The organism is Pseudorhodoferax sp. LjRoot39 (genome assembly GCF_964253035.1).
Lineage (GTDB): Bacteria > Pseudomonadota > Gammaproteobacteria > Burkholderiales > Burkholderiaceae_C > Pseudorhodoferax.
The window spans coordinates 274,600-288,292 of sequence record NZ_CAXUQL020000001.1 but is presented as its reverse complement, the minus strand read 5'-3'; the positions used below and the strand labels follow the sequence as shown (position 1 = coordinate 288,292).

Here is a 13,693-nt window from a genome sequence, read left to right as displayed (position 1 = left end):
CTGCGAATGTTGTGTACTTGGCGTGTTCATAAACATACTATAGCAAGTGCGCCGCTTCTTACAACGGAGCCAGCTGCGGGAAACTTGCCGTTCGCTTTAAGTGAATACCTGCAATAAGAGGTGGCCTCCTCTGCTTGAGCGTTATCCAGTTCGCCCAAGAAATTTCCGCCTAGAGCATCGTTCAGCAAGGAGACCCGATATTGATTGTTGTACTTGTTTGCGAAGATCGACATTACTATTCCAACTTCTAGCCTTTGAGGGCTGGATAAATCGAGGGGAAACCTCAATCCACGCAACGAGTCTTGATTGGTTCCAATAATTGCCACTCTTTCAATAAACTGGTGACCCTCTAGTGCGGTTATTTGATTTATGAGTTTTCGGCCTAATTCTATGTCTCTGTGATTTGCGCGAATTTGCTCGCTAAATATCTGATTATTGATTCCAATAAATACAAAAAATACTATTGAGAATATTCCAAGAAGAGTTCTTCTGCAAATTTCTTGTCTCAGATGTACTATTAGCGCTGCACATAGCGCACCCCAGAACAGGCCCAAGGCGGACATGGTTCTGGGAAATAATTGTCCCTTTTGGAGTGTTATGGTGGGGAAAATTATGCACGAAATAGCTGCAGCTAGTATTGCAAGGGAAAGGGAGATCAGGATTCCAGCTTTCAATCCCCTCGTAGTATTTTTATTTCTGGTGGAGTTAATGCAAATAAAAAAGAAGGAAAGGAGAAAGAAAACAAAAACTAGGTCTGTAAGAAACGAGAAGAACGGATTTTTGTAAATGATTAGATTTAGAAGCGTCGACGCTTGGTTGGCTATTGTGAATAGGTCGGCGGTGTACAGTGCGTTACTTTGGGCTGGATCGTTGGAGAAAAATTCGAATATTATCAGCGTTGATAGATAAAGAGCAACTCCAAGTATCATGGCCAAGAGTTGGATAAATGCGCTGCTGGAGGTCAAGTTCTCTTTGATATTTGAGTTTTTTCTCAATAACGCGAATATGAACGAGAAGCATACGGTCACGGCGACCCAGCTTATGCCTATTTGGTGGATGTTTAGGCTGAGCGCAATGCAGAGCGCGCCAAAGGCAAGCGAAGATCGAGATTTGTGCAGAGCTGCGCACCAAAGACCATAGAGGGAAAGTAGCAGTGGAATTCCCGATGTAATGGTGCCCATTTTCCAAGTGAGAAAATCTGCTTGGTACGGATGCAGGGTTGCGAACAAAACAACGCACAGGCACGCGTAGAAATCTTCCTCAATTTTCCAGACTCTACACGCAAGCTGTGCCGTCAAAATCAGACACAGCGTGAAAACAAGAAAGGATATTGAAGTTGATTTTTGAGAATCAAGCCCGAGCCGCCAAAGCATCTCCAGGAATAAAGGATAAAGAAGGCGGCCATCCCTGAAGGAAACTTCCGTTACCGCAGCGCCATCAAATGGGGAGTTGATGAACAAAATATCGTCAACACTGAATGCCCCATTAACTGCTGCAATGCCTTTGGCAATGAATGATGCAAGGATGGCAATTATGAACACCCGAATTTCTCGATCGCTTTCAAACCAACGGCCTACGTTTGGTTGGAAGTTTGGTGGGTTGGTCATGTGTGGGTGTATATCAATGGCTTTTAAGTGCGTTGATGATTGTTGAGTCTTCTTATTGGTTCTTGGGTGTGTATATTCTGTATTCAGGGCCTGCAGAGATGGGCGCTGGGTAAAAATTGTCGATAATGTATTTGTTGGTTAGGGGGTGGGTGTTCTTGAATCGTAGCTCATCCCGTCCGTCAAGGGGAATATCGAGAATAAGGGCAAACCCGGGCTGTGCTGCCTTGATGCGATTTATTTCTTGTTGCTCGAAAATTTCAGGGCGTGAAAAAAGTGCGTAAATTTCCCATGTGGGCGATTTGCGCTCTAGCAAAGCATATGCTCCGGGCCAAAAGGGCGTCGCAATAAATGCTTGACCATTTGGCGCGAACTGAATCTCCAACTGGCGCAACAAAGCGATTTCACGTGCCGTGCCTTGGTCGACTTGAAGATTCTTGCCTGCTATTTCTACCTCTACACACTGTTTACTTGCAAGGCATTGCCAGCCTGGGTGAAAGACATGCATCACCCAAAAACTCGCACCGCAGAGAGCCAGGGTAAAAGGCCATTTGATTTTTGGCGGGGCCGAAGCCAGTAAAACTAAGCTGCCGACGAGGAGTGGGAATACGCCATGTGCGAGATGACCGACATCGGCACGCGAAAATGCATAGTGCGCATAGGGTAGTGCGATAAATGCTGAGGCCGCCAGAGCAGGGGGGGGAGGCCTTCCTACGAATTTGCGGTACACAACAAAGAGAATCGAAAGTCCTCCGAATACCAGAGTTCCGATGAAAAAAATGCCGATTAAGGCCCCTCTTGTCGCATCACCGACAGAAGCGGTTGCAAAGCTTACCGTCCATGGCCAAGGTATTGGGAGTGGGAGGTTGGTTGCCTGGTGCTCAAATAGAAATCGTACGCTCTCCCATAATGCAATTGCAAAGCCGGGAACTAGGGTGCTCATGAAAATGATGGGTGCAAATCCGACAGGTACTCCTGCTCCCCATATGGCGCCAGCCTTCATAATGGAGGGGGCTGAGCTATTTTTGATTGATAGCCAAGAAATTACTCCAAGGCTTCCGATGGCTCCATATATGCCATGATTGCGTCCGAAAACCGCTGTCAATCCGACGCATACGCCCACTGTAAAGTATCGTCCCGGCGTTGGCTTGCTGACAAGATATGTCAGAATTCCAATCAGAAATATGGAGATTGAGATGTCAAAGAGCTTGTGCCGTGGAAACATCCAAACCATGAAGGTGGCTGCCGCTATAAGCCAAAATACAATGTCAGTTCGACTTTTGAAATTTCTGGATTGTGCTACCAATGAGAGGCCGACGAATAGTCCGGCGGCTTGAAAGGTCGCCACGGTAGCGCGAACACTCATTATGCCGTTGTCACCCCAGATGCGTATTAATGCTGCTGACCAATAATATCGACCGGGATCGTAGGCCATGAAGTCGCGAAGCGGAACCTCGCCTATTAGTACGCGCTGAACTCCGTACCATAGATAACCTTCATCCCATAAATTGAACCCTTTGTTCCCTTGCCAAAAGAATGAGATTAAAACAATCGAGCACGAAATTGCCAATATGCCGAGAGGAACTCGGTTCTTTTCTTTTGTAAATTGACTCATGAAAGGCAGCAAATGTATTTAATTCCATTCCACAGCGTGTGACGGAGGGTACCATTTGGACAGCGTTTTGCTGGTATTGTCGCTCGTTGCGGCTCTGTTGCATAAGTTGAATTTCGGACCGATTTCTCCCTGCCTCAGACGGACTTGTGGCAAAGCAGCAACCTGCACAGTTTGAGTGCAGCCGGTTTGCTTAAAGAGGCTCAGCAAGGTCAGGCGGACATGCAAGTCCTCAATTCTTGGGGACGAACGTCGGCGTGCTCTGTTGTTCGCCAAGTGGATTGAAGGAGTGCATCTTCGTCTCGACAAGCCTTCGCTGGTTGCGGCCGCTTCACTTCTTGTCGGTTCTCGGTCCCAAGCACCTACGCTCCCGGACGCCTGAATGCGTCGCGCAGACGCCACACTGGGCGTATTCCGATGGGGGAATTTTCACGCGGGGAGATCACCGCCGTTGCGTGCCGTTCCTCGATGGTCTTTGGGCCGTCTCGAGTGTCGCAGTTTCCATCGAGGTAGACGCTTTCGATTGGCTCGCCTGCGGGCATCTGGGCCTGCAGCGCGGACAGTATCAACGAAACGCCGACGGCGTTGCAGGTCACCTCAACGACGCATCTTTCCAGCGTCTACGCGTCGATGCCGAGGTGCACCCTAAGCCATTCACCCCGGTACTCGCCGCGGTGTTTTTGCGTTGCCCTTTCGCCTACGCCGATAGCTAGATGCCTGTGCCATCAACTAGCAGCTGCAACTGTAGGCCTGATAGTTCAATTCGACCCGGGAGGTCTTTTTGCGTTGGCAGACGGTGCTGAGGTCTAGTACCGGCCGTCCAATTGCAGCAAGCGCTGCACTATGCTCGGCGTACCGCATCTGATCCGCGGCTCGTACTTCGCCTCTGTTGAACTGTCAGTCTACGGATGCCGCGTGGTGCGATCTGTGCAACAAAACTTTGTCACTTGAGTCGGGTTTTGAGATATTTCCAAAAGGCCTTCGACGACCACACTTGGAACAGGCTCCCGACGTGCCAGCAGAGATGCCGCAGGCTGCGGTGACTGGCCCGCCTTGCGTCATGGATGGCTACAAGTTCTTCAAATACAGTGAGCCTCCAGCCAGCAAGCCTCAAGCGCGCGCAAATGTCGAAGTCTTCGCCATACATGAAATAGCGCTGGTCGAAGCCGTTGACGCTCGCATAGGCAGTTGCGCGGAAGAGCATGAACATGCCTGGAATCCAGGCAGGAAATTGCGGCGCAATGTAGTTGGGCCTGCGTCGCAACAGAATTTCCCTGGGTGTGAGGATTTCTCTGTGCGGCTCGAGGTGAGGCTTTCCCGGTTCGCGCACACGGGGTGCAAGCACGCCGCTGTGTGCGCTGGCCTGCGTCAGCATCGGCGTCAGCACATCCACATCGAGCCGCATGTCCGGGTTGAGCACTAGAAACCAGGGAGTATGGCAACGCGTAAAGGCAACGTTGTGGTTTTCGCCAAACCCGCGAGGGCGCGCATTCGTGACCCGTTCAAGCGGAAAGTTCCATACCCTCCCGGCCACGAATTCCTGCTCCGAGATGTTGACCGTTAGCACGACTTTGTCGATCAGTTCGGCGCAGTGGGTTTCCAACTGCTCCAGAAGCGGCAAGAGCAAGGCCTGTTGCCCATGGCTGACGATGGAAACGGTGATCGGGCGGGGTTGCTCGGCTTGCATGGTCTAATTTCGGTCCGGGAATTCTAGGTTCCCACGTCCCATGGTCTTCCTCGTCGTCTTCAGCTTTATCACCTCCGCCCTCGCGGCCTACGTCGTCATCCGGCTCGCGCGCCGCCACGCGCGCCAGTACGCGCACGACATGCCGCAGCGCTTTCACCTGGGCCACGTGCCCCGCATCGGCGGCCTGGGTATCTTCGTTGGTCTCGTCCTCGCCTGGGCCTACGCCGGTACCCCGCAGGCCGCCTCCCTCAACGTCGACTGGCGCGCCAACTCCACCTTCCTCTGGCTCATGGCCATGTGCATGGCCCCCGCCGTGTTCGCCGGCATCGCCGAAGACATGACCCAGCGCCTGCGCGCCCGCCTGCGCCTGGGCCTCACAGCGCTGTCCGCCATCCTGCTGTGCTGGCTGCTCAACCTCGGCGTGCGCCGCATCGGCTTCGCGCCACTGGACGACTGGCTGCAGGCCGCCCCGCTCGCTGCCGCGATCTTCGCCATGGTCGCCATCGCCGGCCTGCCGCACGCCTTCAACCTCATCGACGGCTACAACGGCCTGGCCGGCATGGTCGCCATCCTGATCAGCCTGGCCCTGGTCCACGTGGCCCTGCAGGTCGGCGACCGGCAGTTGGCCGCCATGCTGGTCTGCCTGGTCGGCGCCACGGGCGGCTTCCTGCTCTGGAACTATCCCTACGGCAAGATCTTCGCAGGCGATGGCGGTGCCTATGTCTGGGGCCTCGTGATCGCCGTGGCCTGTGTGCTGCTGGTGCAGCGCCACCCGACCGTGTCGCCCTGGTTCCCCATGCTGCTGCTGATCTATCCGGTGAGCGAAACGCTGTTCTCCGTCTACCGCAAGCTCGCGCGCGGCCAGTCGCCCAGCATGGCCGATGCGCTGCACCTGCACCAGCTGATCTTCCGGCGCATCGTGCGCGTGGTGTTCGAGGACGACGAGGCCAGCGACCTGCTGGCGCGCAACAACCGCACCTCGCCCTACCTTTGGATCTTCTCGCTGCTGACCGTGGTGCCGGCCGTCATGTTCTGGAGCAACACGGCGGTGCTGGTGGCGTTCTGCGCGCTGTTCGTCGTCACCTACGTCGGCGCCTACCTCATGATCATCCGCTTCAAGGTGCCGCGCTGGCTCGGAAAGTGACACACAGCGGCCCCTACAATCCGCCGCAGTTTTTCCAGCCTCCGGAGTGCCCGCCATGACCGCCGCCCCCACCGAGCCCGACCTGTCCGCCATCGCGCCGCGCGACAAGGCCGAGATCCTGGCCCAGGCCCTGCCGTACATCCGCAAGTTCCACGGCAAGACCATCGTCATCAAGTACGGCGGCAACGCCATGACCGATCCGGCCCTGCAGGCCGACTTCGCCGAAGACGTGGTGCTGCTCAAGCTGGTCGGCATGAACCCCGTGGTCGTGCACGGCGGCGGCCCGCAGATCGAGACCGCGCTCAAGCGCCTGGGCAAGACCGGCCAGTTCATCCAGGGCATGCGCGTGACCGACGCCGAGACCATGGAAGTCGTCGAATGGGTGCTGGCCGGCGAGGTGCAGCAGGACATCGTGGGCCTCATCAACCAGGCCGGCGGCAAGGCCGTGGGCCTGACGGGCCGCGACGGTGGCTTGATCCGCGCGCAGAAGCTGCAGATGGCCGACCAGGCCGACCCGACCAAGTTCCACGACGTGGGCCAGGTCGGCGACATCGTCGGCATCGACCCCAGCGTGGTCAAGGCGCTGCAGGACGACCAGTTCATCCCCGTCATCAGCCCCATCGGCTTCGGCGAGAACAACGAGAGCTACAACATCAACGCCGATGTGGTGGCCAGCAAGCTGGCCACCGTGCTGCAGGCCGAGAAGCTCATGATGCTGACCAACATCCCGGGCGTGCTGAACAAGGCCGGCGCGCTGCTGACCGAACTCACCTCGCGCGAGATCGACGAGCTGATCGCCGACGGCACCATCTCCGGCGGCATGCTGCCCAAGCTGGCCGGTGCGATCGACGCGGCCAAGAGCGGCGTCAACGCCGTGCACATCGTCGATGGCCGTGTGCCCCACGCGATGCTGCTCGAGATCCTGACCGACCAGGCCTACGGCACCATGATCCGCGCGCGCTGAGCGCACGACGACACCGCCGCATGCCCGAAGACGCCGCCCTGCCGACCACAACGTCCGAAGGCGGCGAGGACGCCTCGGCAGCCGCTGCCGCGCTACGCGAACAGCGCAAGCGGCCCAAGCCCGGCGAACGCCGGCTTCAGATCCTGCAGACCCTGGCCGCCATGCTCGAGCAGCCCGGCGCCGAGCGCGTGACCACCGCAGCGCTGGCCGGGCGGCTGCAGGTCAGCGAGGCCGCGCTGTACCGCCACTTCGCGAGCAAGGCCCAGATGTTCGAAGGCCTGATCGAATTCATCGAGCAGAGTGTGTTCCAGCTGGTCGGTGCCATCACGGCCGACGAGGCTGCCGGCGGCACGCAGCAGGCGCGCAGCATCCTGACCGTGCTGCTGCAGTTCGGCGAGAAGAACCCCGGCATGGTGCGCGTGATGGTCGGCGATGCGCTGGTGCTCGAGCACGAGCGGCTGCAGGGCCGCATGAACCAGTTCTTCGACCGCATCGAGTCCAGCCTGCGCCAGTGCTTGCGGCCCACGCTGGCCGGGGAGGGCGCGGCCACGCCCACGGTGGACGCTAACGTGCAGGCCTCGGTGCTGACGGCCTTCGCCATCGGCCGCCTGCAACGCTTCGCGCGCTCGGGCTTCCGTCGGCTGCCGACCGAGCAGCTCGAAGCCAGCCTGCAGCGCCTCCTCTGACCGGCCTCGGGGATTTCCCGAGGTTCGGCGGCTTTGTCACTTTGCGCCAATCGGCGCTGCCATTTCGCCATTGATGGTCGGCGGGGCGCTCCAGATACTGCGCCCACCATGTCCTATCCGCTCTTCCGGCACCTGCGCCTGTCCGAAGCACTCGCCGCATGAGCATGCTCGCCATCCCCGCCTGCGATGCGCCGCAGGCCGCCACCAGCCGCAGCCAGGCCATCGCGCTGCTCGACGCCTCGCTGATCCAAGCCGCATTGGCTCGCAACCCGGCCGCGCAGTCGGTCGACGTGATCGACCTGCACCTGGGCTTCGTGCGGCCCGGCGGCACCGGCCTGCGGGCCGAAGGCCAGGTCACGGGCGGCGGCCGCTCGGTCTGCTTCTGCGAGGCCGAACTGCGCGACGCCGCAGGCCAGCTGGTGGCGCGCGCCATGGCCACGCTGCGCTACCGCCCATCGACTTCTCCCGGAGCCTGAAGATGTACCTGACCCAAGGCCTGCACCGCTCGTTGCAACGCCATCCCGACAAGACCGCGCTGCGCCACCTCGCGCCCGACGCCGAGCGCGCCTACACCTTCGCCCAACTGCTCGACCAGGTCGCACGCCGCGCCGCAGTGCTGCGCGCACGCGGCATCGCCCCCGGCGAGCGCGTGGCGCTGCTCGCGCCCAACGATGACGCCATGGTCATGGGCTTGCTGGCCTGCTGGTGGCTGGGCGCCGTGGCCTGCCCGCTCAACACGCGCTGGAGCGTGCCCGAGCTGCGCTATGCGCTGGCCGACTGCGGCGCTCCGCTGCTGCTGGCCGATACCAGCTTCGCCGCGCCGTCCGCCGAGCTGGCCGACCTGGCCCAGGTGCTGCCCATGGCCGAGCTTGCCACCCAGGCGGCCGCTACAGCCCCTGTGGACGACGCGCGCGTCGGCGGTGAGGCCCTGGCCGCCATCCTCTACACGGGCGGCACCACGGGCCGCTCCAAGGGCGTGATGCTCACGCACCTGAACTTCTGGTCGGCCTCGATGACGCGCGGCGCAGAACTCAACAACGCGCCCGACAGCGTTTCGCTGCTGGTCGCGCCGCTGTTCCATGTGGCGGGCCTGGGCAGGCTCATCGGCCAGAGCATCGTGGGCGGCAGCTGGGTCACCATGCCGCAGTTCCGTGCCGAGGTCGTGCTCGATGCGATCTTCACGCACGGCATCACCGACACCATCGTCGTGCCCACCATGCTGCAGGCGCTGCTGGAGGCGCCCCACTTCGACGCGGGCAAGGTGCAGAGCCTGAACCGCATCGCCTTCGGTGCCGCGCCCATGCCGCCCGACCTGCTGGACCGCGCGCTGGCCACCTGGCCGAATGCCGAGTTCTTCCAGGCCTACGGCCTGACAGAGACCTCGGGCGCGGCCTGCATCAACCTGCCGGCCAACCACCGCCGCGGCGCGCCGGCAGAGCGCCTGCGCTCGGTCGGCCGCGCGGGGCTGGGCGCGGAGATCCGCATCGTGGATCCCGAGGAGCGCGACTGCCCGCGTGGCGAAGTCGGCGAGATCATCATCCGCGGCCCCATGGTCACCAGCGGCTACTGGAAGCTGCCCGAGGTTTCGGCCCAGGCCCTGCGCAACGGTTGGCTGCACACGGGCGACGGCGGCCGCATGGACGAGAACGGCTTCATCTTCATCGCCGACCGGCTCAAGGACATGATCATCAGCGGCGGCGAGAACGTGTACTCGGGCGAGGTCGAGGCCGCGCTGCGCGGCCACGACGATGTCATCGATGCCGCCGTCATCGGCGTGCCCGATGCGCGCTGGGGCGAGGCCGTGCACGCGGTCGTGGTGCTGCGCCCGGGAGTGGCCGAGAGCGCCGAACTGGCGAGCGCGATCCAGGCCCATTGCCGCACGCAGCTGGCCGGCTACAAGTGCCCGCGCAGCCTGGCCTTCACGGCCGCACTGCCGCTGTCGGCCGCAGGCAAGGTGCTCAAGACCCAGCTGCGTGCCGAGCACGCCAAGGCCCGCTGATGGACGCCGCCGAGAGCCTGCGGCTGTACAACACCGTGCCCTTCTCGCAGCTGCTGGGCATCCGCCGCGAATTCTCCGAGGGCGGCCGCGCGCGCCTGGTGGTCGATGCGCGGCGCGAACTCGAGAACCCGATCCACGCCATGCACGGCGGCGTGGTCGCCACGCTGCTCGATGTGGTCATGGCCAGCGCGGCCGTGTCCAGGACCGGCTTCGCGCGCACCGCCGTCACGCTGGACCTCAACATCAGCTACCTGCAGCCCGGCCGCGGCCGGCTCACGGCCGATGGCGAGGCCCTGGCCATCGCCGACGACGGCGACACCGTGCAGTGCCGCGCCGAGGTGCGCGACGACGAGGGCCGCTGCGTGGCCCGCAGCATGGGCTCGTTCCGCTACCTGCCCTTGCCCAGCGCCTGAGCGTTTGGTCGATACGGCCATCGTCCTTCGACGAATCGGCCATACCCCGGCGGGCCGGCCGCCTCCAGTCTTGCCGGCGAGTTCTTTTCAATAGCACCCGGCCCCGTTCGAGGCCGCAAGGAGACAGCCATGCCCATCGCATCCCACGCCCCCACCACGTCCATCGCGCGCCGCGCGGTGCTGCGCGCCGGCCTTGCCGCCGCAGCCGCCAGCGCACTCGGCACGCCGGCCCTGGCCAGCAGCAACTTCCCGAACAAGCCCATCCAGCTGCAGCTGCCGTTCCCGGCCGGTGGCATGTTCGACGCCGTGCTGCGCGCGCTGGCCGAGGCCGCGGCCAGGGACCTGGGCCAGCCCATCGTGCTCATGCACCGCGCAGGCGCGGGTGGCGTGACGGGCGTCTCCAGCCTGACCAGCATGGGCGATGCCGACGGCTACCTGCTCGGCGTGATGCACAACTCCGTGATCCGCTGGCCGCACATGAACAAGGTGGCCTGGGACCCGCGCACCGACTTCAGCTACCTCATGGGTCTGAACAACCTGACCACCGGCATCGCGGTCGCGGCCGATGCGCCCTGGAAGACCCTGGCCGATCTGCTGGCCGACGCCAAGGCCCGCCCGGGCCAGATCAGCTGGGGCAACGTGGGCGCCATCAGCGCCAACCGCATCTACGGCGAGCGGCTCGCGCGCGCCACGGGCGCCCGGTTCAACTTCATCCCGTTCAAGGGCGGCAACGAGCAGCTGACCGCCGTGGTCGGCCGGCACCTGGACGTCTATGGCGACCCTGGCTTCGGCGCCATGGCGCGCAGCGGCAAGCTGCGCGTGCTGGCCACCTTCACCGAGCAGCGCCTGGCCCAGTGGTCCAACGTGCCCACGCTGCGCGAACTGGGCCATGACCTCGTCGTCCAGTCACCGTTCGGCATCGTCGCGCCGAAGAACATGGCCCCGGCCGTGCGCGCAAAGCTGGAAGCCGCCTTCCAGAAGGCCGTCCAGGACCCGACCTACCGCCGCATCGTCGACGACTTCGACCTGGCGCCCTGGAACATCGGCGGCGAGGCCTACCGCCAGTACGCCGTTGCGCAGTACGCGCGCGAAAAGCAGATGCTCGACGAGATCGGCTTCAAGCCGGAGTAGCCAGCCTGCGCCGGCCGCGCCGGGCCACGGATGCGACAGGAAGGCGGGTAGCGCGCTCCTACAATTTGCCGCGATCCCATGTCTCCTTCCTCCAGCGGCACCACGCGGCAGACCATTCCCATCGGCCAGGTCCGGCAGATCGTGCTGGGTGCACGGCGCTCCGGCCTGGACTGCGAAGCCCTGCTCCAGCGCGCCGGCATCCCGCCCGAACTGCTGGGCTCGCCGCTCTCGCGCGTGAGCCAGGCGCAGTACGCCGCGTTGATCTTCCAGTTGCGGCACCGCCTGCGCGACGAGCTCTGGGGCCTGTGCAGCCGGCCGCTGCCGCTGGGCAGTTTCGAGGCCGTGTGCCGGCTTGCGGTGGGCTGCCGCACTCTGGAGGAGGCCCTGCGCGCAGGCCTGCGCCACTACCGCTTGCTGCTGTCCGACTTCACGCCGCGGCTGCAGGTGCGCGAGGGCGTGGCCAGCATGTCGCTGGCACCGCGTGCACCGGTCGACGAGCCGCTGGGATATGCGATGCGCTGCTTCGGCTTCCTGGGCTATGGCCTGGTGTGCTGGCTGGTGGCGCGGCGGCTGCCGCTGCTGGCGGTGGACCTGCGGTGCAAGGAGGCAGACCAGCCGGGCGACGCGCCGCAGCTGTTCCAGGCACCGCCGCACTACGGCCTGCGCACCGGCTGGCGCTTCGAGGCCCGCTGGCTCAGCCTGCCCATCGTGCAGACGCCCGAGAGCCTCGCGGGCTTCCTGGCCCAGGCGCCGGCCAGCCTGCTGCTCAAGTACCGCGACGACAGCAGCCTGGCCGAGCGCATCCGTCGCCTGCTGCGCCGCCACCTGGGTGGGCCCATGCCTTCGCTCGAGGAGGTGGGCGCGCAGCTCGCAATGACGCCGCAGACGCTGCGCCGCCGGCTGCGCGAGGAGGGCGCGGGCTTTCGCGCGATCCGCGACGACCTGTTGCGCGACGCCGCCATCGACTACCTCACGCAGCCGGGCCTCACGCTGCCCGAGATCGCCGGGCGGCTCGGCTTTTCCGAGGCCAGCACCTTCCACCGCGCATTCAAGAGCTGGACCGGATTGGCGCCCGGCGCCTACCGGCAGGAACGCCTGTCCTGAGGCCCCGGGTTAACCCCCGGTCCCTGCTTTTTTGAGCGTTCGGGCCAATGCGGTCCATCGCTTCGGCCATGGGCGTTGCCCATCCCCATCCCTAGACTTCCCCGCAGTTCCGGTCGCGTGCCTGCCGCTCGCCATCGGTCCGCTGCAACCAGAGGAAGACAACATGAAACGCAATGTCTACGTCGCCGGCGTCGGGATGATCCCCTTCACCAAGCCCGGCAAGAGCGAGCCCTACACCGTGATGGGCGCGCGCGCGGCCGAGCTCGCGCTCAAGGACGCCGGCGTGCCCTACGACAGCGTGCAGCAGGCCTACGTGAGCTACGTCTACGGCGACTCCACCGCGGGCCAGGCTGCCATCTACGGTGTGGGCCTGTCGGGCATCCCGGTGTTCAACCTCAACAACAACTGCTCCAGCGGCTCGTCCGCCCTGTACCTGGCGCGCCAGGCCGTGGAGAGCGGCGTGGCCGAATGCGCCATCGCGCTGGGCTTCGAGCAGATGGTGCCGGGCGCGCTCAAGGGCGCCTACGACGACCGTCCCTCGCCCATGGCCCGCTTCGCCGAGACCATGAACCAGCTGCAAGGCACCCTGCCCACCGCCCCGCGCGCGGCCCAGTTCTTCGGCGGCGCCGGGCGTGACTACATCAAGCAGTACGGCATCCGGCCCGACACCTTCGGCCGCATCTCGGTCAAGGCGCGCCAGCACGCCGCGCGCAACCCGCTCGCGGTGTTCCGCGACACCGTGACGCTCGAAGAAGTCATGGCCTCGCCGGCAGTGTTCGACCCGCTCACGCGCCTGCAGTGCTGCCCGCCCACCTGCGGCGCGGCCGCCACCATCGTCTGCTCGGAAGAGTTCGCCAGGAAGCATGGCATCGCGCTCAAGGTGCGTATCGCGGCGCAGTCCATGACCACCGACACGCCCAGCACCTTCGACAGCGGCGACATGCGCCGCGTGGTCGGCTACGACATGACGGCCGCCGCTGCCAAGCAGGTCTACGAGGCGGCCGGCGTGGGCCCGGAGGATGTGGACGTGGTCGAGCTGCACGACTGCTTCACGGCCAACGAACTCATCACCTACGAAGGCCTGGGCCTGACGCCCGAAGGCACGGCCGAGAAGTTCATCCTGGACGGCGACAACACCTACGGCGGCAAGGTCGTGACCAACCCTTCGGGCGGCCTCTTGTCCAAGGGCCACCCGCTCGGTGCCACGGGCCTGGCCCAGTGCTACGAGCTCACGCACCAGCTGCGCGGCACAGCCGACCAGCGCCAGGTGGAAGGTGCGCGCCTCGCGCTGCAGCACAACCTGGGCCTGGGCGGCGCCTGCGTGGTCACCCTGTACGAGCGGGGCTGAA

12 protein-coding genes are annotated in these 13,693 nt (G+C 63.0%); 9 read left to right on the top strand and 3 right to left on the bottom strand.

Annotated features, from left to right (window positions below):
- Nucleotides 1-26: 26 nt before the first annotated feature.
- The 3 genes from ACSQ4M_RS01380 to ACSQ4M_RS01370 form a co-directional block, all read right to left on the bottom strand.
- Nucleotides 27-1,607, bottom strand: a complete 1,581-nt coding sequence (locus tag ACSQ4M_RS01380; protein WP_436187894.1) for a glucosyltransferase domain-containing protein — start codon at nucleotides 1,605-1,607, stop codon at nucleotides 27-29.
- Between the two features lie 52 nt (nucleotides 1,608-1,659).
- A complete protein-coding gene (locus tag ACSQ4M_RS01375) occupies nucleotides 1,660-3,219 on the bottom strand; it encodes a hypothetical protein (protein ID WP_436187893.1) in 1,560 nt (519 codons plus the stop codon).
- Nucleotides 3,220-4,159: 940 nt separating this feature from the next.
- Nucleotides 4,160-4,903, bottom strand: coding sequence for a glycosyltransferase family 2 protein (locus ACSQ4M_RS01370; protein WP_436187892.1), 744 nt, complete (start codon nucleotides 4,901-4,903; stop codon nucleotides 4,160-4,162).
- A gap of 40 nt (nucleotides 4,904-4,943) precedes the next feature.
- Between ACSQ4M_RS01370 and ACSQ4M_RS01365 the strand changes: the two genes are divergently transcribed.
- The 9 genes from ACSQ4M_RS01365 (at nucleotide 4,944) to ACSQ4M_RS01325 (ending at nucleotide 13,692) form a co-directional block, all read left to right on the top strand.
- Nucleotides 4,944-6,047: an MraY family glycosyltransferase gene (locus tag ACSQ4M_RS01365; protein ID WP_436187891.1), complete on the top strand. Its 1,104-nt coding sequence runs from the start codon at nucleotides 4,944-4,946 to the stop codon at nucleotides 6,045-6,047.
- A 55-nt stretch (nucleotides 6,048-6,102) separates the two neighbouring features.
- Nucleotides 6,103-7,011: an acetylglutamate kinase gene (gene argB / locus ACSQ4M_RS01360; protein ID WP_436187890.1), complete on the top strand. Its 909-nt coding sequence runs from the start codon at nucleotides 6,103-6,105 to the stop codon at nucleotides 7,009-7,011.
- Between the two features lie 20 nt (nucleotides 7,012-7,031).
- Nucleotides 7,032-7,697: a nucleoid occlusion factor SlmA gene (slmA, locus tag ACSQ4M_RS01355; RefSeq protein WP_436187889.1), complete on the top strand. Its 666-nt coding sequence runs from the start codon at nucleotides 7,032-7,034 to the stop codon at nucleotides 7,695-7,697.
- A gap of 158 nt (nucleotides 7,698-7,855) precedes the next feature.
- Nucleotides 7,856-8,173 (top strand): PaaI family thioesterase, encoded by a 318-nt coding sequence (locus ACSQ4M_RS01350; protein ID WP_436187888.1) that lies wholly within the window; start codon nucleotides 7,856-7,858, stop codon nucleotides 8,171-8,173.
- Between the two features lie 2 nt (nucleotides 8,174-8,175).
- Nucleotides 8,176-9,696: an AMP-binding protein gene (locus ACSQ4M_RS01345; RefSeq protein WP_436187887.1), complete on the top strand. Its 1,521-nt coding sequence runs from the start codon at nucleotides 8,176-8,178 to the stop codon at nucleotides 9,694-9,696.
- Nucleotides 9,696-10,109 (top strand): PaaI family thioesterase, encoded by a 414-nt coding sequence (locus ACSQ4M_RS01340; protein WP_436187886.1) that lies wholly within the window; start codon nucleotides 9,696-9,698, stop codon nucleotides 10,107-10,109. Before ACSQ4M_RS01345 ends, ACSQ4M_RS01340 begins: the two co-directional genes overlap by 1 nt.
- 129 nt (nucleotides 10,110-10,238) lie before the next feature.
- Entirely contained in the window at nucleotides 10,239-11,240 is a 1,002-nt protein-coding gene (locus ACSQ4M_RS01335; RefSeq protein WP_436187885.1) for a tripartite tricarboxylate transporter substrate binding protein, read from the top strand.
- A gap of 78 nt (nucleotides 11,241-11,318) precedes the next feature.
- On the top strand, nucleotides 11,319-12,344 hold the full coding sequence (locus ACSQ4M_RS01330; protein WP_436187884.1) for an AraC family transcriptional regulator: 1,026 nt from the start codon (nucleotides 11,319-11,321) through the stop codon (nucleotides 12,342-12,344).
- A gap of 163 nt (nucleotides 12,345-12,507) precedes the next feature.
- Entirely contained in the window at nucleotides 12,508-13,692 is a 1,185-nt protein-coding gene (locus ACSQ4M_RS01325) for a lipid-transfer protein (protein WP_436187883.1), read from the top strand.
- The last annotated feature ends 1 nt before the right edge of the window (nucleotide 13,693 follow it).

Excerpts from the sequence above, each read along its gene's own strand:
- ACSQ4M_RS01380 (WP_436187894.1), bottom strand. The coding sequence starts at position 1,607 with ATGACCAACCCACCAAACTTCCAACCAAACGTAGGCCGTTGGTTTGAA.
- ACSQ4M_RS01375 (WP_436187893.1), bottom strand. The coding sequence starts at position 3,219 with ATGAGTCAATTTACAAAAGAAAAGAACCGAGTTCCTCTCGGCATATTG.
- ACSQ4M_RS01370 (WP_436187892.1), bottom strand. The coding sequence starts at position 4,903 with ATGCAAGCCGAGCAACCCCGCCCGATCACCGTTTCCATCGTCAGCCAT.
- ACSQ4M_RS01365 (WP_436187891.1), top strand. The coding sequence starts at position 4,944 with ATGGTCTTCCTCGTCGTCTTCAGCTTTATCACCTCCGCCCTCGCGGCC.
- argB (WP_436187890.1), top strand. The coding sequence starts at position 6,103 with ATGACCGCCGCCCCCACCGAGCCCGACCTGTCCGCCATCGCGCCGCGC.
- slmA (WP_436187889.1), top strand. The coding sequence starts at position 7,032 with ATGCCCGAAGACGCCGCCCTGCCGACCACAACGTCCGAAGGCGGCGAG.
- ACSQ4M_RS01350 (WP_436187888.1), top strand. The coding sequence starts at position 7,856 with ATGAGCATGCTCGCCATCCCCGCCTGCGATGCGCCGCAGGCCGCCACC.
- ACSQ4M_RS01345 (WP_436187887.1), top strand. The coding sequence starts at position 8,176 with ATGTACCTGACCCAAGGCCTGCACCGCTCGTTGCAACGCCATCCCGAC.
- ACSQ4M_RS01340 (WP_436187886.1), top strand. The coding sequence starts at position 9,696 with ATGGACGCCGCCGAGAGCCTGCGGCTGTACAACACCGTGCCCTTCTCG.
- ACSQ4M_RS01335 (WP_436187885.1), top strand. The coding sequence starts at position 10,239 with ATGCCCATCGCATCCCACGCCCCCACCACGTCCATCGCGCGCCGCGCG.
- ACSQ4M_RS01330 (WP_436187884.1), top strand. The coding sequence starts at position 11,319 with ATGTCTCCTTCCTCCAGCGGCACCACGCGGCAGACCATTCCCATCGGC.
- ACSQ4M_RS01325 (WP_436187883.1), top strand. The coding sequence starts at position 12,508 with ATGAAACGCAATGTCTACGTCGCCGGCGTCGGGATGATCCCCTTCACC.